The following is a 24,916-nucleotide window of genomic DNA, read 5'->3' on the forward strand; positions in this document are numbered from 1 at the left end:
CTCATGTCTTCCATCACTTCCGCTCCCACCGCCACAACTGGCACCGCCATGGCGGACTTCAACCGCACCACGTCCCGCTGGGGCCAGATCACCATGATCGCGGGCTTGCTTATCTCCGTGGCCGGCCCCCTGTATCTGGTCTTCGCAAGCGGCCTGGATATTGGCCCGGCACAACTATGGATCGCCTTCGCCGCAGTTGCTGCAACGTTTGGCATCATCTGGATTGTCGAGCCACTGACGTACTACCCGATTCTCGGTCCAGCCGCGATGTACCAGGCGTTCATGATCGGCAACATCTCCAACAAGCTCTTGCCCGCTGCCCTGATCGCCCAGACCAATATCGGTGCCAAGCCGGGCAGCAAGCGGGCAGAACTTGCCGCCGTCGTTGCTATTTGCGGGGCTGCGGTAGTGCACCTTATCTCGCTGGCAATCTTCGTTGGTCTCCTGGGCAGCTGGCTGATCAGCGTCATCCCGCCGTCGGTCCTGCTCGTCACACGCCTGTACGTGCTGCCCACCGTTCTTGGCGCCGTACTGGTGCAGGCCATCGTGTCCATGAAGCAGCCCCGCACCACCGTCTTCGCCCTGCTGGTCTCCGCCGTCGTCGTGTTCGTTGTGTTGCCGCTGGTGCCCTCGCTCGCCATGGTGTCCACCGCCATCGCCGTTCTGGGCACCATCCTGCTGGCCTGGTTCTTCCGCGGCAAGTCAGCCATCACGGAAGCAAAGCCCATCCACATCGAGTAGCAGCGCCCCGCACCGGACGAAGCACCCGCATCCACCACAAGGACAGGACCCATGACGTCAACAGCCACAGCCCTCCAACTCGATACCGACCAGACCACCAAGCTCCATGACCTGTACCGGCACCTTCACGCACATCCGGAACTGTCCATGCAGGAGTTCGCAACGGCCACGCTGATCGAGGAGCAACTGGACGGCCTGGGCATTGAGCATTTCCGCTGCGGAGGAACGGGGGTTGTGGGTATCCTGCGGAACGGTGAAGGCCCGGTGGTGGCCTTTCGCGCCGATTCGGACGGCCTTCCCATAGAGGAGGCCACCGGGCTGGAGTACGCCAGCACGGATACGGGCACGCTGCCTGACGGCACAGTGGTTCCGGTCATGCACGGCTGCGGCCATGACACGCACGTGGCCAGCCTGCTGGGTGCTGCCGAGCTGCTTGCGGGAAACCGGGACGTTTGGGCAGGAACACTGGTGCTGATCTTCCAACCCGGCGAAGAGACGGCGGCCGGTGCGCTCGCCATGCTCGACGACGGACTGTGGGACAAGGCGCCGCGGCCGGAAGTGGTCTTGGGGCAGCATGTCATGCCGCGTCCGGTGGGGACTGTCGCGATTTCCAGCGGGCCGGTGGCCGCCATGGCAGATTCGCTCAGGGTCACCGTGCATGGTCAGCAGTCCCACGGCTCGCAGCCGCAGGACTCCATCGATCCCATCGTGATGGGCGCCCACATGGTCACCCGACTGCAGGGGATTGTGTCTCGCGAACTGGATCCGCGGAAGTCCGCCGTCGTGACGGTGGGGACGTTCCATGCCGGACTCAAGGAGAACATCATCCCGGCCTCGGCCGAGTTCACCCTCAATATCCGCACCTTCGATGAGGACGTCCGTGGCCAGGTCCTCGCGGCGGTCCGCCGCATCATCGAGGCAGAGGCCGCGGCGTCCGGGGCGCCCACACCGACCATCGAGGAGATGTACCGTTTCCCGCAGTGCTTCAACGACCCCGACGCCGTTCCTTCCGTTGTGGAGGCCCTGCGGCTTGCGCTTGGCCCTGAGGCCGTGGAGATCACTCCTCCCATGATGGGCAGCGAGGATTTCGGGCATCTGGGTACCGCGATTGGTGTGCCGTCCGTGTTCTGGATGTTCGGCGGCACGCCTGCGGCCGGACATGACGGACCTGGTCCCATCCCCGTCAACCATTCGCCGTTCTTCGCACCCGAGCTGGAGGGTTCGCTGGCCGGGGGAGTCTCGGCCGCCGTCGCCGTGCTGATGTCCCGGCTGGGCCACTGACTCCCTCAGAACCGAGTCCAAGTGCCAACAGTCCACGGGGCCAACAGTCCACGGGGCCGAACTTCCGGGCCCGCCCTAGGATGGGCCCATGGGGGAAATCGAAGATCTTTTTGGCGGGCAGGCATCTGGATTGCCATCACTGCTTTCGAACAAAGCTGTGCTGAATCGACGGACGGCCCAATACAGGCCAGCGGCGGAGGAAGAGGCCCCGGTCACGCACCTTGCCGGGTATGCGCCCTTCGTGGCGTTCTGCGAAAGTGGCGGAGTTTCGGTTGGGCAGCTCGCCTCGGACGTGAGCGCGTCGTTGGCATTCTTGCGCACCAACATCGGCGACATCTCGGCTGATCCCGGGCTGAGTGAGGCGGCCACCGTCTTCGTTGGAAACGTCATTGCGGCCATGCGCCCGGAAGCGCACTGGATGGTGATGGCGGACGGATCCCGCGAAGTGGGTTCCCGCGGCATGATGGTGACGGTGGACCGCTTGATTGGGGGTTTGGGGGAGGCCGACGACGGGATGGTGGCCGGCCTCCTCACGCACCTCGAGGAGTGGGCGGCCGACGACCTGGACGGTCCCGGGCTCCCGGAGTTGCGGCCGGTTCCCAGCGGGCAAGCCCGTGAACCTTTTGTTCGGCCGGAGCTGCCCTCGCGTGAGTATCGCAACGCTGCCGGCAAACCGATCGAGTACGGGAACCGATGGGGCGCAGATAGCCCACCCGAGGACTCCTACAGCGTGGAAACTCACGGGGAACGATTCGAAGGGCTCCACAAGGTGGCCCGGGCTTTGGTCGAGTACCTGGAGAGCGCGTACGAGGTCGATGTCAGCTGGGACCCGGCCCACGCGGCGGACGTGTCCACCAACACCGGTGAGTTCACCGACGTCGTGCGTCTGACTCCCCGGGACCCGCTTGCGGCTCCGCTGACGTTCATGTTGACCAGCCTTCCGGGCGTGGTGGTCCACGCCGGTGTGCTGCACGACTTCCCTTTTCCCATCTGCGGTTGCGACGCTTGTGACGAGACCGCTGAGAGCGAAGCGTCCCGCATGGAGGAGTTGGTCCTTGGCGTTGCAGCGGGCGGCTATGGCGAACGCTACCCTGTGGGCCGGAAGAAGTGGGCAGAGTATGCGCTCTTCGCTGCTGACGGATCCGGCAACCACAGCGGTGCTGGCCCCATGGGAGCCACGCCCGCTCAACTCGCCGCCGCTGAGGAGCGGCTCCAAGCGGTCCCGGATGGGTGGAGGCCATGGGCACTCAGGAGGAGCGGGACGTCTACTGGTGTTTTGGGGCCAGGACCCGCCTAGCTGTGCCGCCGTTCAGCAGGTCCTGGGCGCGGACCGGGATGAGCTCGGATATGAAACCGAGAGACTCAGGTGGCGGTGTTTCCGCTGCTGCTGCCGCCACCCTCTCCAGTGTTGAAGCCGCGGTCTGCCGCGCATCGTCGGCGTCCATGCCCCAGGCGGTCCCTTCGGCGACCAGATGTTCCAAGGTGATGTAGCTCAGCCGGATCTGGCCGCTGACGGCGTGCCCGGCAAGGCCGCTCGGTGGGTACAGCAGCAGTGTCGGTGCCACGTCATAGAGGGGTGCCAGCAGCACTTCTCCATTGTCGTGGAGGGTAAGGGAGTAGTTCTTGGAGTGTGCACCGCCGTTGCCTATCAGCAGGTTGTAGGTCACGGCGCGCAACAGGTCGCGGCGAAACGCCGCGTCGTCGCGGGTGTGCGGCGCCGCGGCGTTGACCATTCGGGTCAGGCGTGAGGGCGGTGCGGTGGTGCCTTCGCACTTTGCTTCACTGGACAGGGCCAGGGCTTGGGTGAAGTCTTCCTGGTGCAGCCGGCCGCCCTCGCCTGTGCGATCGAAGCGCTCCACGACTATGGCCCGACGCGACCCGAAGGTTTCCAGATGGGCATTGGCCGCGGGAAGCCCTGCCGCTGCTGCTGTCCGCAGGGCCCAGTCCTCAGCGGGGAGCAGATCCGGGATGGTGGAGTCAAGTGGTTCGGGCTTGATGATGTGGGTCGACACCGAACCACGGCCGGGCCAGGCCCAGCCGTCGCCGTGTCGGGACAGCAGTACCTTGGACTGGACGCCGCCCAGTGACGCAGTGACCAGGAAGTCATCCGGCAGATCCCACGTCGGGAGGGATTCAACCACTCCGATGACCTCTTTTTCGGTCATGGGCGCAGCAGCGCCCTCACGCGCGGGGGGTTCCCCGGGAGGCAGAACCTGGACGGCGCCGGCGCAGTCGGCGCCCAAGACACGGAGCAGCCCAAAGGCGTCCGGGACAGTGACGCCGTGTTCCTTGGCCAGATTGGAACGGACCTGGCCTTCTGGCAGGAGCCCGTCAAAAAAGTTGTAAACCTCCACCCCGTCCAGGCGTTTCCTGGCCAGCGGCAGGGACAAGGACAGCAGGATGGACCCGGCACCGTAGGTTGCCAGCACCTGCGGGTCGTACTGGAAGGACAGCTTGAGGCCGCTGCCGCGCAGCTCACCGATGCGGTCCCCCCGCAGGTACACGTCAAGGGTCTTGCGGGGGCTCACGGCCGCACCTGCAGCTTGGAAAAGCGCGGTACCAAGGCCACGTCGCGGCCCACCGCCCTGATGGCCTGCATGGCTACGACCACCGAGACTGCTCCGCCGGCTTCGAGACGTACGATGGTTCCGCGGGTGACACCCAGTTTCACGGCGAGTTCCTGCTGCGTGATAGCGGCTTCTTTGCGGGCATCGGCGATGGACCGCCCCAGGGAAGTGGCATCCACAGCCCGGTAGAACGGCGTCAGATCATCGGAATGTTCCATAAATCGATCATAAGGCCCATTACTCAAAATGTCCTATATCTCGAACATTTCTGGAACTTTGGTGAATGTTCGATATTTCCATCATTACGTCCGCCGCTGCACGGGACTTAGCAAGCGAAAAGCCCCGGAAAACCCTAGTGCAAGGGGTTTATCCGGGGCTTATTCCGAGCTTCCTATCAGAATCGAACTGATGACCTTTTCATTACGAGTGAAACGCTCTACCGACTGAGCTAAGGAAGCACCGCGTTCATCACCGGTTTCCCGGGCGATCACGCAAGACATAACTGTAATAGAGGCACCGCACCCGGGTCAAAACGAGGGCAGTGGCGGCCGTTGCGGGGATGTTCACCCGGGCGTCGGGCCGGGTTCAGGCTGGCGTTTCCCTGCCACCGGAAGCTGGGGAATCAACCGTGGCGAGGTCCGCCCGCCACTCAAAACAGACGAGGGAGCCGCTCAATGACCGGGGATGCATTGACCATGGACGCCAGCAGCACACCCACCCGGCTGCGGCTCGCCGTCGTGGACATGGTGGGCACCACCATCACCGACGATGGCCGAACGGAACGGGCCATGTCCCGGGCGCTGGTGGAACACGGCATCGAGCCGGGCAGCAGCAAATTTGAGAGCATGCTCGGGTATGCGCGGGACACCATGGGCTTCTCGAAAATGACCGTCTTCAGCCACCTCTTCAACGATGCCGTAACGGCCGAAAGTGCCAACAGGGTCTTTGAGAAGGCCTATGACGAAATGATCGACGACGGCGGTGTCCGCGCTGTTCCGGGAGCGGAGGACGCCATCCTGTGGATGCGTGAGTCCGGAATGCAGATTTGCCTGGCCACAGGCTTCGGCCGTCACACGCAGAACATGGTGTTGGAGTCGTTGGGCTGGATGGGGCTGGCGGACCTCAGCTTGTGCCCGGCGGATGCAGGGCGCGGACGGCCCTACCCGGACATGATCCTCACGGCCGTGCTCGCTCTGGACCTCGATGACGTCCGGGAAGTAGCGGTGGTCGGCGATACGAGTTCGGACATGCTGTCGGGCATCCGTTCAGGTGCATCCCTCATCGCCGGCGTGCTGACGGGCTCGCACTCCGAGGCGACGCTACGCGCGGCCGGCGCCACCGTCGTCGTGGATTCCATCAAGCAGCTCCCGCTCCTGGTGGAGAAGCGCGAAGCCATGCAGCTCTAGCATTTGAGGCCATCCTGCGGCAGCTTTCCATCAACAAAGTAGTCGTCGACGGCGGTGCTGACGCACGTGTTGGAGCGGCCGTAGGCTGTGTGCCCCTCGCCTTCCCATGTGACAAGGGAAGCGTTCTCAAGCTGTTTGCGCAGCGATTGGGACCACTCGAGGGGAGTGGCGGGGTCGCCGGTGGTCCCGACCACCACGATGGGCGCCGATCCGTTGTATTCGACCGGGGCCGGGGTGCGCGTGTTCTTGTAAGGCCAGTCCTTGCAGTTGACCCCGCCGTAGGCGAAGAACGAGCCGAACGTGGGGGAGTCCTGGATGAGGCGTGCTTCCTCGGCCCGCATTTCGGCGGTGTCGGTGACCATCGGATAGTCGAGGCAGTTGATGGCCTGGAACGCGAAAGCGGAGTTGGAGCTGTACGTGCCATTCGGCTCGCGGTCAGCGCCGAGGTCCGCGAGCCGCATCATCTGGGACACATCGCCGGAGAATGCGCTTTCCAGTGCCTGGGTCAGGGCGGGCCAGCTTTGGTCGTTGTAGAGCGGCAGAATGAGTCCATTGACAAAGTCATTGCTGGTCACCAAGCGGCCGTCCTTGGCGGTCTGGGGGTTCTGGTCCACGGCGTTGATGAGATCCCGGATCTCCTGCACACCGTTGTCCACGGACCCGCTCAAGGGGCATTGGTTCTGCTCCTGGCAGCTGGCCACATAAGTGCGGATGGCACGTTCAAAGGCCCGGGCCTGGCCGGCCGTCAGTTCCTCGTTGCTGATGGACGGGTCCACGGCGCCGTCCAGGACCAGGTGGCCCACGTTGTCCGGGAAGAGCGCAGCGTAGGTGGATCCAAGGAAAGTGCCGTAGGAGAAGCCCAGATAGTTGAGCTTCGCGTCATTGACCACGGCGCGCAGGACATCCAGGTCCTTGGCCGCACTCACGGTGTCGATATGGCCCAGCACATCCCCGGTCTGCTGGGCGCACTGCTCGGCAAAGGACTTATTGAAAGCCAGAGCAGCAGCCAGCCCTTCGTCCGTGTTCTTCCGGAACACCTTCTCGCGGGCGGCGTCCCGTTCGGCATCGGTCATGCAGGTGACAGGAGCGGAACGGCCCACACCCCTGGGGTCGAAGCCCACGAGGTCGAAGTTGGACTTGAGCTTCTCGGTGAAAAGGGTGTTGCCGGCATCCTTGACGAAGTCCACACCTGAGCCACCCGGACCGCCCGGGTTGAGCAGGATGGATCCTTGCTTGTTGCCGGTGCTGGGAAGCTTGATGACCGAGAGCGTGATTTCACCGGCCCCCGGGTTGGCGTAGTCCTTGGGCACCTGGACTTTGCCGCACTGGAAGCCATTCTCGCAAGAACTCCACTCCACCGGCTGCGAGTAGAACTTCTCCAGGCCCTCGGGAGCCGATGCCGCGATGGACGGATCCACCGTGCTGGTGGAGGCCTTGTCCGTGGGGGTTGGCAGAAAGGGAACTGTGCAGGCGCTCAGTACCAGCATGGAAGCAAGAGCGACGCACAGCGCTGCGACCCGGCGGGGTGCGGACTTCATGGATTCTCCTATTGCTGAATGAGGCTCGTGGCCATTGATTCGACGGCCAACAGTGGGGCCACGTTGGTGGTGGTGATTCGGACACGGGCTTTGTTGATGGCGTCCATCCGGGCCAACGTGGTTTCCGGGGTTGAATGGCCTGCGTATTCTTCAAGTTCACTCTTGAGCTCAACGTTGACCAGTTCCACGGCGTTCCCCAGCTGGATGATCAGCACGTCCCGGTAGAAGGACAGCAGGTCCGTCAGTGTGCGGTCCAAGGAGTCAGTGATGGAGCGCTTTGCCCGCCGCTTCTGGTCGTCCTCAAGTTGCTTCACCTGGCTGCGCATGGACGGCGGCAACGTGCCTGATTCGGGTGCGCCCAGGCTGGCCAGGAGGGCGATTTTTTCCGCCGCATCACGTTCGTCGTTGGAGCTGTTGGCCTCGTCGGTGGCAATCTTGACCAACTTCTCCGCCATCATCACCGCAGCGGTGACGCCACGAAGGCCCAGTGGTATGCGGACCGTATCCAGGCGACGTTGCCGCGCATCAGCGTCCCGGGCCAGCCGCCTGGCGATGCCGATATGGCTTTGCGCCGCGCGGGCTGCAATGTCCGCGAGTTGGCGATCGACGCCGTCGCGCCTCACCAGGAGGTCGGCGACGTCGGCGGCAGGCGGGAGCCGCAGGCTCACCGGACGGCAGCGTGAACGGATGGTGACGAGGACGTCCGCAGGGGAAGGGGCGCACAGCATCCAGATGGTGCGCGGTGTGGGTTCTTCGATGGCTTTCAACAGTACGTTGGTGGTGCGTTCGGCCATGCGGTCCGCGTCCTCCACCACAATGATCCGCCACCGGCCAGTGGCTGGCCGGTCGCCCGCTTTGGATACGAGTTCGCGGGCTTCGTCGATGGTGATGGTGACCTTCTCGGTCCGCACGAATGTCACATCGGAGTGCGTCTCGCCGAGGATCGTGTGGCATGCAGCGCACTCGCCGCAGCCCCGAAGGGCGACGTCGTCCTGCTCGCAGTTCAACGCGGCCGCGAATGCCTTGGCTGCGTTGGAACGGCCGGATCCCGGTGGGCCGGTGAAGAGCCACGCATGGGTGAGGCCGGTGTCGCCCTGCGCCGCCTGCTTCAGTTGCGCCACGACTGGCGCCTGCCCCTGGAGGTCGTCCCAGACGCTCACAGACGATCGCCCGGAACGGGGTCGCCCAGCAGCGATTCCACGCGCTCCAGGATCTGCGCGGCGAGAGTCTCGATGTCCGCGCTGGCTGGCAGTACAAGGTAGCCCGCAGGTGCAGCCGCTGCGAGGTCCAGGAAAGCGTGGCGGATGGCGGAGTGGAAAGTGTCGGGCTCGGACTCCAGCCTGTCCTCGGCGGCGTCCCCGGCGGTCCGGCGCTGGCGGCCGTCGGTGGGGGCGACGTCGAGGAGGACGGTCAGGTCCGGATGCAGGCCTTCCGTGGCCCAGTCATTGAGCGTCAGAACGCCTTCGGCACCCAGTCCGCGCCCAGCACCTTGATAGGCGACTGACGAGTCGATGTAGCGGTCGGTGATGACAACCCTTCCCTCGGCAAGGGCGGGGCGGATCACCTGGCTGGCATGGGCGGCGCGGGCGGCGGCAAACATGAGGGCTTCGGTGCGGGCGTCGATGGTGCCGTGACCGTGGTCCAAAACGAGGGAGCGCAATTTCTCGCCAATGGGCGTTCCGCCAGGCTCGCGGGTGCGCAGCACGGAAAGTCCCCGCGACTCGAGGGCGTCAGAGAGCCGGGCGGCCTGGGTGGACTTGCCCGCTCCGTCCCCGCCTTCGAAGGCGATGAAAAGACCTGGGCTCTGAATACTCACGCGTCTAGCCTACCGAGCCTCCCTGACATCAAAGGCGCGTAATGCCTTTCTTCCACAGCCTTGCCCCGGACTACGCTGAAACCATGAGCCTTTCCGATCAGCATGCCGCCGAATTGTCTCCGGAAACTGTTGTGGTTGCTGCCGGCCGCCCGGAGCGCGCCCACGATGAACCGGTGAATCCGCCCATCGTCCTGTCCTCCACATACTTCGGCACAGGCTCATTAAGCGACGGAGACCGCGGCTACGGACGCTACGCTAACCCCACCTGGGACCCGTTCGAGGACGCGCTGGCCAAGCTGGAAGGCGCCACCCTGCCGGGACTGCTCTACGCTTCCGGGCTTGCGGCGGTCAGTTCGGCTCTGTCCCTGGTACCAGCCGGTGGCGTCGTGGTGATGCCGTCCCACAGCTATGCGGGTTCCTTGGTGATGGCGACGGAACTCGCGGAGAAGGGCTTCCTGGAACTGCGCACGGTGGACATCACGGACACCGATGCCGTGAAGTCCCTCATCAGCCCTGAAAGCGGCAAGACGGCAGACTTGCTGTGGCTGGAAAGCCCCACCAACCCCATGCTCGGCATTGCCGATATCCGCGCTCTCACCGATGCCGCCCACGCGGTGGGCGCCATCGTTGTCACGGACAACACTTTCTCCACGCCTTTGGTGCAGCAGCCCCTCAGCCTGGGTTCCGACGTCGTACTTCACTCGGTGACCAAGTACCTGGCCGGGCATTCGGACGTCGTCTTGGGCGCCCTCGTCACGTCAAACCCGGAGCTGCGGGCTACCCTCCTTCATCACCGGATCATCCACGGTGGAATCGCCGGCCCGTTTGAAGCCTGGCTCGCCCTCCGCGGGCTGCGTACCCTGGCCCTGCGGATTGAACGTTCTCAAGCTTCGGCCGCAACACTCGCCGAACGCCTGAGCACCCACCCCCGTGTCGAAACCATCCGTTACCCGGGCCTCCCCACGGATCCCGGTCACCAGCGCGCCAAGGTCCAGATGAAGGGCTTCGGTTCCATCCTGTGCATCCAGATCGCGGGCGACGAACACCGCAGCGGTGCCGACGCTGCAGACGAATTGGTCCGTGCGCTGCAGCTCTGGCTCCCGGCCACGTCTTTGGGCGGGGTTGAGTCCCTGATTGAACGACGACGCCGGCACACCGCCGAGCCGCTCAGCGTCCCGGAGAACCTGGTCCGCCTGAGTGTTGGAATCGAGAACGTTGAAGACCTTTGGTCCGACCTCGAACAAGCGCTGAAGTCGTTGGACGGTTAGGCTAAGGGCGTGGACGGAAAACTCTTGATTGCCTATGTCACCAACGGGGTCTACTTCATCCTTGGCTTGGTGGCCCTCGCCCTGGAAGTGTGGGCCTTCGCAGACTGCCTGCGCCACCGGCCGACTCTCTTCGTGGCCGCTTCCAAGCGGACCAAGACGTTCTGGACCGCCCTCACCGGTGTTGCTTTCGCCATCGGCGCGCTGACGGTACTCACGGGTGGCAGCGGCCTTGGCCTCTTCGGCATCGCTGCCGTCACCGCGGCCTGCGTATACCTTGCTGATGTCCGTCCCGCCCTGCGCGAGGCCGGCAGCGGCGGCAACCGCAACGTCGGCCCCTACGGTCCCTGGTAACCAGCACTACCAACCAGCACTACCGGGGCGCCACCGCGTCCCACGCCACCGTCAGTTCACCGAGTCGCCACCGCGCCGGACCATCCTGAAGCGGCCACCCGGCGTCGCGCAGTGAACGGCACATGCCAGTCCAGCGCTGCCGGTTTCCGAATGACGCCAACGGCGCCGCCTCCAGCCAGGCCTGGTCCATGGCCTGTAGGAAAGCATGGATTGGCTCGCCCGGCACATTGCGGTGGATGAGGGCTTTGGGCAGCCGTTCGGCGACCTCCGACGGCAGCTCGAAACTGCCGAACCGCACAGAAAAGCTAAGGCTCAACGGGCGTTCGGAGTCCAACGCCACCCACGTGACGCGCCGCCCTATCTCATCGCACGTGCCGTCGATGAACAGGCCACCCGGCGCCAGCCGAGACTGCACCAGCCGCCAAATGCCGGCAACATCAGCTTCCTCATACTGCCGCAGCACATTAAAGGCACGCACCAGCACGGGATTGCCAGGCACAGGTACTTCAAAACCGCCCACATGAAAACTCAGGCCCGGCCGTTCCAAGGCTTTCGCCGTCCGCACGCGCTCCGGTTCAATCTCGATTCCGCAGACGCGGACATCCGGCCTGACGGCCTGAAGCCGTTCAAAAAGTTCGACGGCGGTGGTCGGCGAAGCGCCGTAGCCCAGGTCCACCACCAAGGGGTCGACGGCGGCGCGCAGCCGCCACGCCTGCGGACCGGCAAGCCAGCGGTCCAAGCGGCGCATACGGTTGGGATTCGTCGTGCCGCGGGTGATGTTGCCGACGGGTTTGCCGCCCCGACTGCGGGGAGAACCCACCCGTTCCGCTTTTTGCACCACGGCCCCCACTTTATCTCGCGCGAACGTAACGCCCGGCAGCGCACCGGACCGCTCGGCTAGGATGAAAACCATGACTTACAAGCTGATTCTGCTGCGCCACGGCCACAGCGACTGGAACGCCAAGAACCTGTTCACCGGTTGGGTGGACGTTGACCTGAACGACCAAGGCCGCGAAGAAGCAGTGCGCGGTGGAGAACTCCTGGTTGAGAACAACATCCTCCCGGACGTCCTCTACACCTCGCTCCTGAAGCGCGCCATCAACACCGCCAACATGGCGCTGGACAAGGCTGACCGCGGCTGGATCCCCGTCAAGCGCGACTGGCGCCTCAACGAGCGCCACTACGGTGCGCTGCAGGGCAAGGACAAGGCCCAGACCCTCGCCGAGTTCGGTGAAGAGCAGTTCATGGAATGGCGCCGCAGCTACGACACCCCGCCGCCGCCCCTCTCGGACGACAGCGAGTTCTCCCAGGCACACGATGTCCGCTATGCGGATCTCGGCGATGCCCTGCCGCGCACTGAATGCCTCAAGGACGTCCTTGTCCGCCTGCTCCCATACTGGGAATCGGACATCAAGGAAGACCTGAAGGCCGGCAAGACCGTCCTGGTCACGGCACACGGCAACTCCCTGCGCGCGCTGGTCAAGCACCTTGATGGCATCAGCGACGAAGCTATTGCCGGACTGAACATTCCCACGGGCATCCCGCTGGTGTACGAACTGGACGACAACTTCCAGCCGATCAACCCGGGCGGAACCTACCTGGATCCAGACGCAGCAGCCCAGGCCATCCTCGCGGTAGCCAACCAGGGCAAAAAGTCCTAACTGTTGAAACCACGACGGCGGGGGGGGGGCCCCCAGGGGGGGGCGCCCCCGGGGGTGGGGTGGGGGGTTGGTGTTTGATGAATAAACGCGGGACCCACACCGCACCCCCCACGGGACCCCCCCCCCCCCCCAAACCCCAAAAATCTGTCAACCCCCCGGGGCGGGCGCCCCCCCCCCGGCCCCCCCCCGCCGTCGTTTGTTCTGCGGTTGTAGAGGCTAGAAGCCTTCCGGCTGCCACTCACCGGTCACCAGGTAGGTAACCTTGCGGGCAACCGAGACGCCGTGGTCGGCGAAGCGTTCGAAGTAGCGGCTGGCAAGGGCGACGTCCACCGTGGTGGAAGGGCTCTCGCTCCACTCGGGGGAAGCGATGGCCTTGAAGACGCTGAGGTGGAGGTCGTCCACAGCGATGTTGATCTTGAGGATGTCGCGGGCAACCTCAAGGTCGCGGGTCTCCAGGAGCTCGATGACCTTGGCGGTGATCTCGATGTCGTGCTGGGCCATGGCCTTGAAGGTCTGGGTCAGCGAAGCGGGGATAACGGTGGCCGGGTAGCGGAGGCGTGCCAGCTGGGCCACGTGGCGGGCGAGGTCACCCATGCGTTCCAGCGACGCACTCATGCGCAGCGAACCTACAATCATGCGGAGGTCGCTCGCGACAGGGCCCTGCAAGGCAAGGATGTCGATGGCGCGCTCGTCGAGGCTGTTCTGCAGGAAGTCGATGCGGGCGTCCGCCGCGATGACGTCCTGGGCAAGATCCACGTCGGCGCCTTCGAAGGATGTTGTGGCCTTCGTGATTGCTTCGTGAACCAGCTTGGAGATCTCGATGAGGTCGTCACCTACCTGGGTGAGCTCCTCCTGAAAAACCTTGCGCACTAAGGCGTCCTTTCCTTGGAAATCCCGTTCCCATGGTGGGGGGCGGATTTCAAAACCATTGGCAGTCCAACCAGTAACTGTGTCAGGACCCAGTGAACTGTTCGGCACCTTTAGATGAACGTTAGTTGAACCGTCGCTGTTTGGCGCCGGATCAATGCTTGGCCGTGTTTCCACAGCATAAGCTGGACACGTGGATCCATTGCTCATAGGTGTCGTCGCTGGCCTCGTAGGCCTGTCGTTGGGCGTCTTTGGCATGCTCGCTTTCAGGATCAGCGAGCGGCAGCGCAGCATCGTAGACCTGGATGTCACTGAACCCGTGCTCCCGGAAGGCGCAGCGGAAGTGCTTGCCGTCGTCGGGCGCGCGTTCGTTGTGGTGGACGCGGTCGACGGCGTGGTCCGTGCAAGTCCCGGGGCGTATGCGTATGGCCTGGTCCGTGGCCACACGGTGGTGCACAAGCAGCTCCTGGACATGACAGCCAAGGTCCGCCGCGATGGCGTGATCCTGGAAGAACAGTACGAACTCCCGCGCGGCCCGCTGGGCAAGGGCACCATCGTGGTCCAGGTCCGGGCGGCAATGCTTGGCTGGGAATACATCGTGCTCCTGGCGGACGACCGCACCGAGATCACCCGTACCGAGGAGATCCGCAACGACTTCGTGGCCAACGTCTCGCACGAACTCAAGACACCCGTAGGCGCCATCTCACTTCTGGCCGAGGCACTCGAAGCCTCGCCTGATGACGAGGAAGCAGTGCGCCGGTTTGCCAAGCGCATGCACAAGGAGTCCGGCCGGCTCGCCGCCTTGGTCCAGGACATCATTGAACTCTCCCGCCTGCAGGGCGCCAACGTTGCCCAACAGGGTCACGCCGTGGACATCAACACCGTGATCACCGAAGCAGTGGATCGATCTCAGCTGCCGGCGGAAAGCAAGAACATCCAGATTGTGGTGGGTGGCCACTCGGACTCATTGGTGTTCGGGGACCGTGACTTGCTGGTGACCGCCCTGCGCAACCTGATCGACAACGCCATTCGCTATTCGCCGGAGAATACCCGCGTGGGCGTCGGGATCCGCACCAGGGAGGGCGTCGTCGCCATCTCCGTCACGGACCAAGGCGAGGGGCTGACCCCCGAGGACCAGGAACGGGTGTTTGAACGCTTCTACCGCGTTGACGCTGCGCGTTCCCGGCACACGGGCGGAACAGGCCTTGGCTTGAGCATCGTCAAGCACGTTGTCTCCAACCACGGCGGCGAGGTGACCGTATGGTCCCAGCCCGGCCAAGGGTCCACGTTCACCATCCGCTTGCCGGAGATGGAAGGCCAGGACGACGACGCCGGCCTGCCGGCTCCAGCCGCATCGGCAGCAGCGTCTCCCAAACTTCCGGCGGCTGCTGCCGCCGTCGAGCCCCGGCACGCGGGTCAACAACTTCCTCCCGCAAGCCAACAACCTCAGCATGCGAGACAACAAGGGGGCGCCAGCGGCGCCCAAGAGCAAGGAGCCAGCGCTTGAGCCGGATTTTGATTGTGGAGGACGAAGAGTCCTTCAGCGACCCCCTGTCCTATCTTCTGGGCAAGGAAGGGTTCGACGTCGAGGTAGTGGACAACGGCAGTGATGCCTTGGTGGAGTTTGACCGCAACGGTGCCGACCTCGTTCTCCTGGATCTTCAGCTGCCGGGAACACCGGGGACGGAAGTCTGCCGTCAGCTACGCCAGCGCTCCAGCGTGCCTGTCATTATGTTGACGGCCAAGGACTCGGAGATCGATAAGGTGGTCGGCCTGGAGCTGGGCGCCGACGATTACGTCACCAAGCCCTATTCTTCCCGGGAGCTTGTGGCCCGTGTCCGTGCAGTTCTCCGCCGCCAGGGGGAACCGGAAGAACTCATCACGTCCACGGTGCAGGCCGGTCCGGTCCGCATGGACATCGAGCGCCACGTCGTGAGCGTCAATGGCGAGCAGGTTTCGCTGCCGCTGAAGGAGTTCGAACTGCTGGAGATGCTGCTCCGCAACTCAGGCCGTGTCCTGACCCGCGGGCAGCTGATCGACCGTGTGTGGGGTTCCGACTATGTGGGCGACACCAAGACACTGGACGTCCACGTGAAGCGTCTCCGCAGCAAGATCGAGCCGGATCCCTCTGCACCCCGCTATCTGGTCACGGTGCGCGGCTTGGGCTACAAGTTCGAACCGTAAAGCGTCAGCCACACAAAGGAAGGGCCCAGTTCACGTGAACTGGGCCCTTCCTTTGTTGTAAATCTTGGAGTGTGCTGACCACTAGTGTCCGGCGGCAGGAGCCTCCGAGGACGTAGCGGTGGATGTCGACGTCGGCGTTGCCGTCGGGGTCGGCGTGGAGGGCAGGTACTTGGCGTACTCGGGGAGCGTGCCATCAACCACTGGAACGTTGACCGTGGCTGAGTCCGATCCGCTGCGGATGGTGACCGGGGTCAGTCCACCCGGGATAACACCCGCGGTGCTGAGAATCGCAGCGTCCGCGGTGTCGTTCAAGTACGTCTCCGAGTTGGCCTTGACCGGGATCTCGGTCTGCGCGCCGTTTGCGCCGCTTATGGTGAGGGTGGCGTCGCTGTCGGACTGGTTGAACACGGCACCGATGACACGGCCGGGCTCGTTCTCGCCTGAGGCGACGATCAGGATGTTGCGCAACTGCAGCTGTCCGAGATCAGCTTTGATCCCGTCCGATGCCGAGTACTGGTGGGTAGTCTGCTGGGCGTTGACGAAACCACACCCGGTGACGGACAGAAGACCGACGCCGATTGCAGCCGCCGCAATTGCCAGCTTGCCGCGCTGGACAGGGTTCATCGCAGTATTGCGCACGACACCTACTCCTCAAGAGTCATTGGAACACTTTTCAGCCATAGCCTATCGGCAAACGGTCCAAAAGAAGGATTCGGGAGGGCTTTGTGGCGGAGTCCACTGACAAGATTTGCCTGCCAGGTTGCTTGCTCCAAGCATCTTTCCCCGGTTTCGTCAAGAGGTTGGAGGAAGTCGTTTAAGGCCTTATTCCCTTTATTGGCGCGGCAGGAGGGCCTGCGCGATGCCAGTCGTATGCCTTAATCGTGATAGACTAATCTGCGGGAAAGGGGAAAGTCCACATGGTTTTTGAGGTCGGCGAGACAGTAGTTTACCCTCACCACGGTGCAGCAAAAATTGAGGAAATCAAGATGCGCACCATCAAGGGCGAAGAGAAGATGTATCTCAAGCTCAAGGTGGCTCAGGGTGATCTGACCATTGAAGTTCCAGCAGAGAACGTTGACCTTGTTGGGGTCCGGGACGTAGTGGGCAAAGAAGGTTTGGAGCACGTTTTTGACGTTCTCCGCGCCGAGTTCACTGAAGAGCCTACCAACTGGTCACGTCGTTACAAGGCGAACCTGGAGAAGCTTGCTTCGGGCGATGTCATCAAGGTGGCGGAGGTCGTTCGCGATCTTTGGCGTCGTGATCACGATCGCGGCCTTTCCGCAGGCGAGAAGCGGATGCTGGCCAAGGCGCGGCAGATTCTGATTTCAGAACTGGCCCTGGCTGAGAAGACAGACGAAGAGAAGGCTGCAAGCGTTCTCGACGAGGTCTTGGCTTCCTAAGAATTGAGCCCCGGTGGTGCGAAAGCGCCGCCGGGTTTCTTTTTGCCCAAATGCACCCGGAGTAGCGAGGCACTACCCGGCATGTGGGTATTCCACGCACATTCCGCATAACCTTGGGCGCATGAGTACTCCTTCCAAGCGCGCCGTCACGGCCGTGATCGTGGTTGCCGCCGGATCCGGTGAACGTCTCGGCTACGGCATGCCCAAAGCCCGGGTTCCACTCGGCGGCGAAGCCATCCTGATGCACGCCCTCCGTGGGGTGATTGCGGCCGACGTCGCCCGCCAGATCTGCATCGCCGTGCCCAAAGGGGATACGGAGCTCCGCGAACTGATCGCCGAATTCACCATCGACCTTGTGGACGGAGGCCCCGAGATCTCAGTGGTCGACGGCGGATCCTCCCGCGCGGATTCCGTCCGCGCTGCTTTGGCTGCCTTGGAGGACGGAACCGAATTCGTACTCGTCCACGATGCTGCCCGCGCACTGGCCCCTGAGCGCGTGTTCCAACGCGTGGCCGACGCCCTGGCCTCCGGCGCGAAAGCGGTCATCCCCGCCATGCCGGTAGTCGACACGATCAAGACTGTTGCCGAGACCACGGGCACGGATTCGTCCATAGCCCCGGAGGTGGTCACTGGGACAGCGCCGCGTGAACAGCTCAGGGCTGTTCAGACCCCCCAAGGCTTCGAGCTGGTTACGTTGCGCCGCGCACACGAAGCCGCCGGACTTTTCGATGACAAGCAAGCCGCAGCCGTAACCGATGACGCCATGCTGGTGGAACTCCTTGGTGTTCCGGTCCACGCCGTCCGCGGGGCCAGCCAGTCCCTCAAGATCACCACTCCGTTGGATCTCATCATTGCTGAAGGGCTCCTGGAAGGCCCGCTGGGTATTCGGTGGGTGGAAGGCTGATGACCCACAACCCCGCGAACATGGTCCTGCCCCGGAGCGGCATAGGCATCGACGTGCACGCATTCGCCCCGGAAGACGACCCCCAGCCGCTCTGGTTGGGTGGGCTTTTCTGGGAAGGCGAACAGGGACTTTCAGGCCATTCCGACGGCGACTGCGTCGCCCACGCGGCTGCCGACGCTCTCTTCTCCGCGTGCGGTATCGGTGACTTGGGCACCCATTTCGGCACGGACCGTCCCGAGTTCGCAGGTGCCTCGGGAGTCAAGCTCCTTGGCGAAGCAGCACGCATTGTGCGAGCGGCAGGATTCGAGATCGGCAACGTCGCGGTGCAGTTCGTCGCCAACCGTCCCAAGTTCGGTCCGCGCAGGGAAGAATCCCAGCGGGTCCTGAGTGATGCCGCGGGTGCCCCAGTGAGCGTCACAGCCACCACCAGCGACGGGCTGGGCTTCACGGGCCGCGGCGAAGGTATTTCCGCTGTTGCCACCGCCCTGGTGTATCCGCTCGCCGGACACGAAGCGGCGGCATCCGGGCCCGGCCCCGCGAAAGGAGCGCCACATGGTTAAGCCGGGCGCCGGCGTCGTGCGTTCCGTTGTACTGTCCGCAGGCCTGGCCGCATCGCTCTTGCTCACCGGTTGCGCGGCGACGCCGAAGATGGACGTGGCGGCCAGCTGCGAGTTCCTGAACAAGGACACGTTCAAGCCCGACGGGAACCAGCAACAGCAGTCCAAACAGATCGCTGCGCACTATCACGAGATCGCGGACAAACTGGCTCCGGAGATCGGAAACCCCATCAAGGAGATGGCCGCGATCATGGACGAAGCCGCGGCTTCATCGCTCGGCGCAGCCACCCAGGACCAGCAAGAGAAGCTCAAGGTGCAGTTCAACAAGATTGGCGAATATTGCAAGTAGGCGGGTCGCACCGCGTCATCGGCTAATCTGGAGCGGTGACCCTGCGCTTCTATGACACCGCCTCCGCCGAAGTCCGCGACTTCGTTCCCCTCGAAGACGGCAAGGCCAGCGTCTACTACTGCGGGGCCACTGTCCAAGGAATGCCGCACGTGGGCCACGTCAGGTCGGCCATTGCTTTCGACCAACTGACGCGCTGGCTCGAGTTCCGTGGCCTCCGGGTTACCGTGGTGCGCAACGTCACGGACATCGACGACAAGATCCTGGCCAAGTCCGCGCAGTCGTTCGGGCCGGACTGGGACGCCGAACCGTCGGCACGCCAAGCCGAAGAGTGGTGGGCCCTGGCGTACCGCTACGAGCAGGAATTCGAGAACGCCTACGAAACCCTCGGCGTCCAACGGCCCACCTATGAGCCGCGGGCTACCGGCCATATTCCGGAAATGCACGCGCTCATCCAGCGCCTCATCGACCGCGGCCACGCCTACCCCGCCCCGGACGAATCCGGCGACGTCTACTTCGACGTGCGTTCGTGGAGCAAGTACGGCTCGCTGACGCGGCAGAATATTGATGACATGCAGGGAGCGCCCGACGCGGACCCGCGGGGCAAGCGTGATCCCCGCGACTTCGCGCTGTGGAAGGGTTTCAAAGACGGCGAGCCCGTCACCGCGAAGTGGGAGTCCCCCTGGGGTGCCGGACGTCCCGGCTGGCACCTCGAATGCTCCGCCATGGTCACCAAGTACCTGGGCCCGCGCTTCGATATCCACGGTGGGGGACTGGATCTTCGCTTCCCGCACCACGAGAACGAGATGGCCCAGTCCCAGGCTGCCGGCGACGAGTTCGCCAACTTCTGGATGCACAACGGCATGGTCACCTTCGAGGGCGAAAAGATGTCCAAGTCCATCGGCAACACGGTGAGCCCCGCCGAGATGCTTGAACTCGCATCACCCCGCGTGGTCCGCTACTACCTGGGCCAAGCACACTACCGCTCCATCCTGGACTACCGTCCCACCTCGCTGCAGGAGGCCGCTGCCGCCGTCGAGCGTATTGACGGTTTCATCCACAAGGCATCCGCCAAGGCGGGAATGGACGCCGCAGGCGTTTCGCCGCAGGCCAACATGCCGGCTGCTTTCATTGCTGCCATGGACGACGACCTCAATGTCCCGCAAGCGTTGGGCGTGCTGCACGAGACCGTCCGCGCGGGCAACACCGCGCTGGCCTCGGGCGACATGGAAGCGGCGAAGGCGGCCCTCTACAGCGTGCTCTCCATGACGGAAGTACTCGGCCTGGATTCGGTGAAACGCCCGGAAGCCGTGCAAGGACGTGAGCATGCCGCTCTGGAAGTCCTGATCGAAGCCCAGCTCGAAGCCCGTGCTGCCGCCAGGGCCAACAAGGACTGGGCAGCATCCGACGCGATCCGCGACACGCTCGCGGCCGCGGGTGTGGTGGTCGAAGATGGTGCGGACGGCGCCACGTGGAGCCTCAAACGCGACTGACAAATGGGCGCTGCGGCCGAATTGCATCGGGTCAGTAGACTTGATTCCAGACTTACTCACAAAATCAAGGATGGAATCTCATGGCCAATAATGGTCGCCGGTCGGTCAAGAACAAGAAGGGCCCCTCCACCGGAACCGGTGGCCATGGCCGCAAGGCCCTGGAGGGCAAGGGGCCCACGCCCAAGGCGGAGGACCGCACCTACCACAAGGCATACAAGAACAAGCAGTTGGCGGAGCGCTCTGCTGCCAAGCGCGGCCCGGGCACCCGCCCCGGTGGCGCCGGCGCCCGCTCGGGTCCCAAGGGCCGTGCCACTGAAGAGCTGGTGACGGGCCGTAACTCCGTCGTCGAAGCCCTTCGCGCCGGCATCCCGGCCAAGGCACTGCATGTCGCCATCCGTATTGAGATGGACGACCGCGTCAAGGAATCCCTGAAGCTCGCAGCCGAGCGCGGCATCCCGCTGCTCGAAACCGGCAAGGTTGAGCTGGACCGCATGACCGAAGACGCCGTTCACCAGGGCCTCGTATTGCAGATCCCGCCGTACGAATATGAGGACGCTTACGACCTCGCCGAGGAGACCCTCGCCAAGTGGAAGAAGGGGCACGTCTCCAACGCCCCCATCTTCGTTGCACTGGACGGCATCACCGACCCCCGCAACCTCGGTGCCATCATCCGCTCCGTATCCGCGTTCAGCGGCCACGGCGTGATCGTGCCCGAGCGTCGTTCCGTGGGCGTCACGGCGTCCGCCTGGAAGACCAGCGCCGGTGCCGCTGTCCGCGTCCCCGTGGCCCGCGCGTCGAACCTCAACAACGCGCTCAAGCAGTTCAAGAACATGGGCATTTACGTCCTTGGCTTGGACGGCGACGGTGACGTTTCGCTTCCCGACCTCAGCGTCGCAACGGAACCCGTGTGCATCGTGGTGGGCTCCGAAGGCAAGGGCCTCAGCAGGCTCGTCCGCGAAAACTGCGACCAGATCGTCTCGATCCCGATCGATTCAGCCATGGAGTCGCTCAATGCATCCATGGCCGTCGGTATCTCGCTGTACGAAGTGTCGAGGCAGCGCGCCGCTAAGTAATCCACGCACAGGGCGGGGGCGCTGTCATCCTCGCTCAGGCGCCGCAAGCGCCATCCTCCGCATGCTCTCTCGTTCCTCGCTTGGACGCATGCTTCCGGATGGCCCTCGCGGCGCCTTTCGTGCGCCCTGCGCCGTTATTTACATGCCTGGTCCACCGACGCTAGCTCACCTCTTGTGGGTTTCTGGCCGACGCTCTCTCACCTTTCGTCGGTTTTCGGCCGATGCTCGCTCACCTCTTGTGGGTTTCTGGCCGACGCTCTCTCACCTTTCGTCGGTTTTCGGCCGATGCTCGCTCACCTTTCGTCGGTTTTCGGCCGACGCTCTCTCACTTCCGGTCGGCTGGAATGGCCGTGGGTGCGAGAGCGTCCGGGAGAACGTCGCGAGAGGTGAGAGAGCGTCTGAAGGGGAGTTAGAAGTGGTGGCGGTTGGCCAGGACCGGGAGTTTTTGGCGGGCCTCGTCGACGACTGCGGGGTCGAGGTCGGCGAAAATAAGGCCCGGTTCTCCGTCGAGGGCTTCCAGCACCTGGCCGAAGGGGGACACGACGGCGGAGTACCCCACGCCCGTGGGCGCGGAGCCTTTGGTCTGGATGCCCTGAGTGGCCGGATCGCCCTGGCCGCAAGCGAGCACGAACGTGGTGGTGTCCACGGCGCGGGCACGGGCAAGGAGTTGCCACTGATCGGCTTTGCCCGGCCCGGATCCCCATGAGGCCGAAACGATGTTCACTACGGCGCCGCGATCGGCGTTGGCTGTGAACAGGGCAGGGAAACGGATGTCATAGCAGGTGGCCAAGCCAAAGGTGAGGCCGCCGGCGTCGAACGTTACGGGGTCCGTACCCGCCTCAACGGTGTCCGACTCAGCGAACCCGAAGGCGTCAAAGAGGTGGATCTTGTCGTAGCTCGTCTCCACTCCCGGTCCGGTGGCGAGCAGGGTGTTGCGCACGCGGTGGGCCCCTGAATCCGAGGCGGTACCGGGGGTGAACATGCCCGCCACGATAACCAGCTGCAGCTCGTCGGCGATGGAGCGCACCCGGCTTGCCCACGGACCGTCCAGGGGTTCGGCGATGTCCAACAGGGAGTTCCCGAACGCGCGCATCATGGCTTCCGGGAAGACCACCAGTTCGGCGCCGCCGTCCTTGGCCTTCCGGGCGTACTCATCCAAGAGCCGCAGGTTGTCGGCCAGATCCCGGCCAGTGATGACTTGGGCGAGTGCCACGCGCACGATAGAACCTCCAGTTGTCTCCGTCCCAGTATGCCAAGTAATGAAATCGCTACGCAGAACCTCGTCACATGGGCGGCTGGCACGGCACATACTGGGCGTGGAACTAAACTTGCAAGCAATGGTTATGCCAATTTTTGAAACAGCAGCTGCCGTCGACGCCTCGCGGCCACGGCCCCTCGGACTGAGCACGCCCCAGGCCGGCCTCTCGGCTGCGCGGAAAACGCAGAACCATGAAGTGAACGTGGCCGTCTTCGCGCCTGACCTGGAACAGGTGGAGGTTGCCTTCCAAGCCCCTGGCGAGCCCTGGCAGGCACACATCCTTCCCAACGCAGAAGACGGTGTGCACTTCGGGCTGGTGGGCGGTATGCCCCCCGGCACACGGTACGGTTTCCGCCCCGCCCCGTCCGAGGGCAGCCTCCCCATGTCGGTTCCGGCATTGGACCTGGACGACGACGGCGAACACCGGCTGCTGCTTGATCCTTATGGTCGCGCTGTGGACCAGCGGGGCGAATTCCTCACGAGCGTCCACATGGACACGGGTTTTGACTGGGGTGACGACCGGGCACCACGGATTCCGCTGCGGATGTCCGTCATCTACGAAGCCCACGTCCGAGGCCAGACGATGCTTCATCCCGAAATCCCGGAACACCTCCGCGGCACTTACGCGGGCATGGCGCATCCCGTGATGATCCAGCACCTCACGGAGCTCGGCATCACCGCGGTCCAACTCCTGCCAATCCACTTCCACCTGGACGAGTCCCATCTTCAGGACCTTGGCATGACGAATTACTGGGGCTACAACACGGCAGCTTTCTTCGCGCCGCACCCGGATTACGCTACGGAAGCTGCCCGCAACGCCGGCCCGCATGCTGTGCAGGACGAGCTCAAGGGCATGATCAAGTTGCTGCATGCAGCGGGCATCGAAGTTATCTTGGATGTGGTTTACAACCACACGGCGGAAGCTGGTCCTGACGGTCCGGCCCTGAGCTTCCGGGGACTCGCCGAGCAGCGGTACTACCGGCACGATGCCCACGGCCGCTACCTGGACACCACCGGCTGCGGCAATACCTTGGACTTCAGCGATCCCGTGGTGGTGGACTTGGCACTGGATTCCTTGCGGTACTGGGTGAACGACTTCCATGTGGACGGCTTCCGCTTCGACCTCGCAGTGACCTTGTGCCGGGACGCGGGCAACACTTTCGATCCCCAGCACCCCTTCCTGCAGGCCATTGCCGAAGATCCGGTTTTGTCGGCCGTGAAGCTCATCGCAGAGCCCTGGGACGTGGGCTACGGTGGCTGGCAGACGGGTCGTTTCCCGCAAGGCTGGTCTGATTGGAATGACCATTTCCGCGACGGTGTCCGAAGCTTCTGGCTCTCGGATCGTGCCGCCATCGAGGCGGGTGGCCAAGGCGGATCGGTGGCGTCGCTGGCTGAACTCATGGCAGGTTCGGCGAACCTCTTTGCATCCTCCGGACGCACACGCTTGGCCTCGGTCAACTTCATCACGGCGCACGACGGCTTCACGCTCAAGGACTTGGTGAGCTACGACCGTAAGCACAACGAGGCCAACGGCGAGCAGAACCGCGACGGCCACGGTGATAACCGCAGCTACAACCACGGCGTGGAGGGCAGGAGCGAGAACGAGGCCATTGTGGCTGCCCGTTCACTGTCCATCCGCAACCTCATGGCCACACTGCTGTTGTCCTTCGGTACCCCCATGATTACTGCGGGCGATGAACTTGGCCGGACACAGCAGGGCAACAACAACGCCTACTGCCAGGACAACCCGACGGCATGGCTGGACTGGAGCCGAACCCAGGAAGCGAACGCAATGTTCAGGACCACCCGGGAGCTCGTCAGGCTCCGCCGTTGGTTCCTGCGCCACCAGCCTGAGAGCTTCCCCGGCAATGCGAACGATTCCAGCCTGCAGTGGTTTGACGACAAAGGTAAGCCGATGACTCCGGCGCGTTGGAATGATCCCTCTGTTCGCTCGGTCCAACTCTTAATGGGTCACGAAAACAGTGAGATCCGTGGCTTGATCTCGGTGAACGGCAGCAACCAGGACGTGAAAATGGTCCTGCCCGAGATCCTGAGCGAAACAGGCATCGGCAAGCGCATGTTTGAGCTCCGCTTTACAACGTCGGTGCTTCACGAGCGCCGGAAGGGCGCGTTGGTGGCTTCCGGGGAGCGGGATATCCTGCAAGCCAACACCATCAACATCTACCGCACGTAAGCACACACCCT

At 63.9% G+C, this 24,916-nt stretch carries 25 protein-coding genes and 1 tRNA gene; 16 read left to right on the top strand and 10 right to left on the bottom strand.

What is annotated here, in order from left to right:
* Positions 1 to 3: 3 nt before the first annotated feature.
* The 3 genes from N7568_RS19870 to N7568_RS19880 all read left to right on the top strand — a co-directional run bounded on the left by N7568_RS19870 (position 4) and on the right by N7568_RS19880 (position 3,319).
* Positions 4 to 741, top strand: coding sequence for a hypothetical protein (locus tag N7568_RS19870; RefSeq protein WP_261611497.1), 738 nt, complete (start codon positions 4 to 6; stop codon positions 739 to 741).
* Between the two features lie 51 nt (positions 742 to 792).
* Positions 793 to 2,022: an amidohydrolase gene (locus N7568_RS19875; RefSeq protein ID WP_261611498.1), complete on the top strand. Its 1,230-nt coding sequence runs from the start codon at positions 793 to 795 to the stop codon at positions 2,020 to 2,022.
* Positions 2,023 to 2,110: 88 nt separating this feature from the next.
* Positions 2,111 to 3,319 (top strand): DUF6226 family protein, encoded by a 1,209-nt coding sequence (locus N7568_RS19880; RefSeq protein ID WP_261611499.1) that lies wholly within the window; start codon positions 2,111 to 2,113, stop codon positions 3,317 to 3,319.
* On the opposite strand, the gene N7568_RS19885 is transcribed toward N7568_RS19880, so the two are convergent.
* From N7568_RS19885 to N7568_RS19895, 3 genes are all read right to left on the bottom strand, one after another.
* Complete coding sequence (locus tag N7568_RS19885) at positions 3,288 to 4,550, bottom strand: type II toxin-antitoxin system HipA family toxin (protein WP_261611500.1); 1,263 nt, start codon at positions 4,548 to 4,550, stop codon at positions 3,288 to 3,290. The two genes, N7568_RS19880 and N7568_RS19885, sit on opposite strands and share 32 nt — an antisense overlap.
* Positions 4,547 to 4,807, bottom strand: coding sequence for a helix-turn-helix transcriptional regulator (locus N7568_RS19890; RefSeq protein WP_261611501.1), 261 nt, complete (start codon positions 4,805 to 4,807; stop codon positions 4,547 to 4,549). Before N7568_RS19890 ends, N7568_RS19885 begins: the two co-directional genes overlap by 4 nt.
* Before the next feature lie 167 nt (positions 4,808 to 4,974).
* Positions 4,975 to 5,047 (bottom strand) — tRNA-Thr (locus N7568_RS19895).
* A gap of 216 nt (positions 5,048 to 5,263) precedes the next feature.
* Between N7568_RS19895 and N7568_RS19900 the strand changes: the two genes are divergently transcribed.
* Positions 5,264 to 5,995, top strand: a complete 732-nt coding sequence (locus tag N7568_RS19900) for an HAD family hydrolase (protein ID WP_261611502.1) — start codon at positions 5,264 to 5,266, stop codon at positions 5,993 to 5,995.
* On the opposite strand, the gene N7568_RS19905 is transcribed toward N7568_RS19900, so the two are convergent.
* The 3 genes from N7568_RS19905 to tmk are packed head-to-tail and all read right to left on the bottom strand — an operon-like array spanning position 5,992 to position 9,349.
* A complete protein-coding gene (locus N7568_RS19905; protein WP_261611503.1) occupies positions 5,992 to 7,533 on the bottom strand; it encodes an alpha/beta hydrolase in 1,542 nt (513 codons plus the stop codon). The genes N7568_RS19900 and N7568_RS19905 overlap by 4 nt on opposite strands.
* A gap of 8 nt (positions 7,534 to 7,541) precedes the next feature.
* Positions 7,542 to 8,693, bottom strand: coding sequence for a DNA polymerase III subunit delta' (locus N7568_RS19910; protein ID WP_261611504.1), 1,152 nt, complete (start codon positions 8,691 to 8,693; stop codon positions 7,542 to 7,544).
* Positions 8,690 to 9,349, bottom strand: a complete 660-nt coding sequence (gene tmk / locus N7568_RS19915) for a dTMP kinase (protein ID WP_261611505.1) — start codon at positions 9,347 to 9,349, stop codon at positions 8,690 to 8,692. Before tmk ends, N7568_RS19910 begins: the two co-directional genes overlap by 4 nt.
* Positions 9,350 to 9,432: 83 nt before the next feature.
* Here tmk and N7568_RS19920 point away from each other — a divergent pair, with 83 nt between their 5' ends.
* Positions 9,433 to 10,617, top strand: a complete 1,185-nt coding sequence (locus N7568_RS19920) for a trans-sulfuration enzyme family protein (protein WP_261611529.1) — start codon at positions 9,433 to 9,435, stop codon at positions 10,615 to 10,617.
* 9 nt (positions 10,618 to 10,626) lie between these two features.
* Positions 10,627 to 10,968, top strand: coding sequence for a DUF2516 family protein (locus tag N7568_RS19925; RefSeq protein WP_261611506.1), 342 nt, complete (start codon positions 10,627 to 10,629; stop codon positions 10,966 to 10,968).
* A gap of 19 nt (positions 10,969 to 10,987) precedes the next feature.
* Here N7568_RS19925 and N7568_RS19930 read toward each other — a convergent pair whose 3' ends face one another.
* On the bottom strand, positions 10,988 to 11,809 hold the full coding sequence (locus tag N7568_RS19930; protein ID WP_261611530.1) for a class I SAM-dependent methyltransferase: 822 nt from the start codon (positions 11,807 to 11,809) through the stop codon (positions 10,988 to 10,990).
* Positions 11,810 to 11,879: 70 nt separating this feature from the next.
* Between N7568_RS19930 and N7568_RS19935 the strand changes: the two genes are divergently transcribed.
* A complete protein-coding gene (locus N7568_RS19935) occupies positions 11,880 to 12,629 on the top strand; it encodes a phosphoglyceromutase (protein WP_261611507.1) in 750 nt (249 codons plus the stop codon).
* A 216-nt stretch (positions 12,630 to 12,845) separates the two neighbouring features.
* Here N7568_RS19935 and phoU read toward each other — a convergent pair whose 3' ends face one another.
* Positions 12,846 to 13,499 carry a phosphate signaling complex protein PhoU gene (phoU, locus tag N7568_RS19940; protein ID WP_024819653.1) on the bottom strand — a complete coding sequence of 218 codons (654 nt, stop codon included), beginning with the start codon at positions 13,497 to 13,499 and terminating at the stop codon, positions 12,846 to 12,848.
* A gap of 199 nt (positions 13,500 to 13,698) precedes the next feature.
* Here phoU and N7568_RS19945 point away from each other — a divergent pair, with 199 nt between their 5' ends.
* Together N7568_RS19945 and N7568_RS19950 are read left to right on the top strand one after the other, a co-directional pair.
* The gene (locus N7568_RS19945; RefSeq protein ID WP_261611531.1) at positions 13,699 to 15,003 is read left to right on the top strand and encodes a sensor histidine kinase; all 1,305 of its coding nucleotides are present in this window, start codon (positions 13,699 to 13,701) and stop codon (positions 15,001 to 15,003) included.
* Positions 15,000 to 15,680, top strand: coding sequence for a response regulator transcription factor (locus N7568_RS19950; RefSeq protein WP_020608526.1), 681 nt, complete (start codon positions 15,000 to 15,002; stop codon positions 15,678 to 15,680). Before N7568_RS19945 ends, N7568_RS19950 begins: the two co-directional genes overlap by 4 nt.
* Before the next feature lie 81 nt (positions 15,681 to 15,761).
* Here the strand turns inward: N7568_RS19950 and N7568_RS19955 are convergent, their stop codons facing one another.
* The gene (locus N7568_RS19955) at positions 15,762 to 16,304 is read right to left on the bottom strand and encodes a hypothetical protein (RefSeq protein WP_261611532.1); all 543 of its coding nucleotides are present in this window, start codon (positions 16,302 to 16,304) and stop codon (positions 15,762 to 15,764) included.
* A 293-nt stretch (positions 16,305 to 16,597) separates the two neighbouring features.
* Here N7568_RS19955 and N7568_RS19960 point away from each other — a divergent pair, with 293 nt between their 5' ends.
* The 6 genes from N7568_RS19960 (at position 16,598) to rlmB (ending at position 21,453) form a co-directional block, all read left to right on the top strand.
* Positions 16,598 to 17,080, top strand: a complete 483-nt coding sequence (locus tag N7568_RS19960; RefSeq protein ID WP_011690592.1) for a CarD family transcriptional regulator — start codon at positions 16,598 to 16,600, stop codon at positions 17,078 to 17,080.
* A gap of 121 nt (positions 17,081 to 17,201) precedes the next feature.
* Positions 17,202 to 17,984, top strand: a complete 783-nt coding sequence (gene ispD / locus N7568_RS19965) for a 2-C-methyl-D-erythritol 4-phosphate cytidylyltransferase (RefSeq protein ID WP_261611508.1) — start codon at positions 17,202 to 17,204, stop codon at positions 17,982 to 17,984.
* Positions 17,984 to 18,544 (top strand): 2-C-methyl-D-erythritol 2,4-cyclodiphosphate synthase, encoded by a 561-nt coding sequence (gene ispF / locus N7568_RS19970; RefSeq protein ID WP_261611509.1) that lies wholly within the window; start codon positions 17,984 to 17,986, stop codon positions 18,542 to 18,544. Before ispD ends, ispF begins: the two co-directional genes overlap by 1 nt.
* Positions 18,537 to 18,890 carry a hypothetical protein gene (locus N7568_RS19975; protein ID WP_261611510.1) on the top strand — a complete coding sequence of 118 codons (354 nt, stop codon included), beginning with the start codon at positions 18,537 to 18,539 and terminating at the stop codon, positions 18,888 to 18,890. Before ispF ends, N7568_RS19975 begins: the two co-directional genes overlap by 8 nt.
* A gap of 35 nt (positions 18,891 to 18,925) precedes the next feature.
* Positions 18,926 to 20,380 (top strand): cysteine--tRNA ligase, encoded by a 1,455-nt coding sequence (gene cysS / locus N7568_RS19980; RefSeq protein WP_261611511.1) that lies wholly within the window; start codon positions 18,926 to 18,928, stop codon positions 20,378 to 20,380.
* Positions 20,381 to 20,460: 80 nt separating this feature from the next.
* Positions 20,461 to 21,453 (top strand): 23S rRNA (guanosine(2251)-2'-O)-methyltransferase RlmB, encoded by a 993-nt coding sequence (gene rlmB / locus N7568_RS19985; protein WP_261611512.1) that lies wholly within the window; start codon positions 20,461 to 20,463, stop codon positions 21,451 to 21,453.
* Positions 21,454 to 21,862: 409 nt separating this feature from the next.
* Here rlmB and N7568_RS19990 read toward each other — a convergent pair whose 3' ends face one another.
* Positions 21,863 to 22,672, bottom strand: coding sequence for a carbon-nitrogen hydrolase family protein (locus N7568_RS19990; RefSeq protein ID WP_261611513.1), 810 nt, complete (start codon positions 22,670 to 22,672; stop codon positions 21,863 to 21,865).
* A gap of 118 nt (positions 22,673 to 22,790) precedes the next feature.
* Here N7568_RS19990 and glgX point away from each other — a divergent pair, with 118 nt between their 5' ends.
* On the top strand, positions 22,791 to 24,905 hold the full coding sequence (gene glgX, locus N7568_RS19995; protein ID WP_261611514.1) for a glycogen debranching protein GlgX: 2,115 nt from the start codon (positions 22,791 to 22,793) through the stop codon (positions 24,903 to 24,905).
* The last annotated feature ends 11 nt before the right edge of the window (positions 24,906 to 24,916 follow it).

It is taken from the genome of Paenarthrobacter aurescens (genome assembly GCF_025421775.1).
GTDB lineage: Bacteria > Actinomycetota > Actinomycetes > Actinomycetales > Micrococcaceae > Arthrobacter > Arthrobacter aurescens_B.

Bases quoted from the DNA above. Each gene is read 5' to 3' on its own strand.
- N7568_RS19875 (WP_261611498.1), top strand. From the start codon at position 793: ATGACGTCAACAGCCACAGCCCTCCAACTCGATACCGACCAGACCACC.
- N7568_RS19960 (WP_011690592.1), top strand. From the start codon at position 16,598: ATGGTTTTTGAGGTCGGCGAGACAGTAGTTTACCCTCACCACGGTGCA.
- ispD (WP_261611508.1), top strand. From the start codon at position 17,202: ATGAGTACTCCTTCCAAGCGCGCCGTCACGGCCGTGATCGTGGTTGCC.
- glgX (WP_261611514.1), top strand. From the start codon at position 22,791: ATGGTTATGCCAATTTTTGAAACAGCAGCTGCCGTCGACGCCTCGCGG.
- N7568_RS19935 (WP_261611507.1), top strand. From the start codon at position 11,880: ATGACTTACAAGCTGATTCTGCTGCGCCACGGCCACAGCGACTGGAAC.
- N7568_RS19955 (WP_261611532.1), bottom strand. From the start codon at position 16,304: ATGAACCCTGTCCAGCGCGGCAAGCTGGCAATTGCGGCGGCTGCAATC.
- N7568_RS19900 (WP_261611502.1), top strand. From the start codon at position 5,264: ATGACCGGGGATGCATTGACCATGGACGCCAGCAGCACACCCACCCGG.
- N7568_RS19905 (WP_261611503.1), bottom strand. From the start codon at position 7,533: ATGAAGTCCGCACCCCGCCGGGTCGCAGCGCTGTGCGTCGCTCTTGCT.
- N7568_RS19880 (WP_261611499.1), top strand. From the start codon at position 2,111: ATGGGGGAAATCGAAGATCTTTTTGGCGGGCAGGCATCTGGATTGCCA.
- N7568_RS19890 (WP_261611501.1), bottom strand. From the start codon at position 4,807: ATGGAACATTCCGATGATCTGACGCCGTTCTACCGGGCTGTGGATGCC.
- ispF (WP_261611509.1), top strand. From the start codon at position 17,984: ATGACCCACAACCCCGCGAACATGGTCCTGCCCCGGAGCGGCATAGGC.
- N7568_RS19920 (WP_261611529.1), top strand. From the start codon at position 9,433: ATGAGCCTTTCCGATCAGCATGCCGCCGAATTGTCTCCGGAAACTGTT.
- rlmB (WP_261611512.1), top strand. From the start codon at position 20,461: ATGGCCAATAATGGTCGCCGGTCGGTCAAGAACAAGAAGGGCCCCTCC.
- N7568_RS19975 (WP_261611510.1), top strand. From the start codon at position 18,537: ATGGTTAAGCCGGGCGCCGGCGTCGTGCGTTCCGTTGTACTGTCCGCA.
- N7568_RS19870 (WP_261611497.1), top strand. From the start codon at position 4: ATGTCTTCCATCACTTCCGCTCCCACCGCCACAACTGGCACCGCCATG.